General features: G+C 47.0%; 1 protein-coding gene. It reads right to left on the bottom strand.

Going from position 1 to position 347, the window contains the following annotated elements:
• Window positions 1-347: DUF1542 domain-containing protein (locus tag E4T71_RS09330; RefSeq protein ID WP_135039011.1), on the bottom strand; the 347-nt coding region annotated here is incomplete at both ends.

The raw sequence follows: 347 nt of genomic DNA, 5'->3' as shown, positions 1-347 counted from the left end.
CATCTACTGCAGCTTTGGCTTTTTCTGCTTCTGCATCAACTTGAGCCTTAGCTGCTGCTTTCTCTTCGTCTGTTAGATCAGAGCGAGCGTCAATTTCATCCTTCTTGGCTTGAGCGGCTTCATCGACAGCTTTCTTCGCTTCAGGCTTAGCAACTGCAGCTGGGTTAATAGCTTTAACAGTGTCAACACCTGCAGTCTTAGCTTCTTCAACTCCTGCATTTGTTGTTGCTGCATCTACTGCAGCTTTGGCTTTTTCTGCTTCTGCATCAACTTGAGCCTTAGCTGCTGCTTTCTCTTCGTCTGTTAGATCAGAGCGAGCGTCAATTTCATCCTTCTTGGCTTGAGCG

Source organism: Streptococcus sp. WM07 (assembly GCF_004570525.1).
Lineage (GTDB): Bacteria > Bacillota > Bacilli > Lactobacillales > Streptococcaceae > Streptococcus.
The sequence above is the reverse complement of the archived record's forward strand: the minus strand, read 5'-3'. Positions and strand labels throughout refer to the sequence as shown.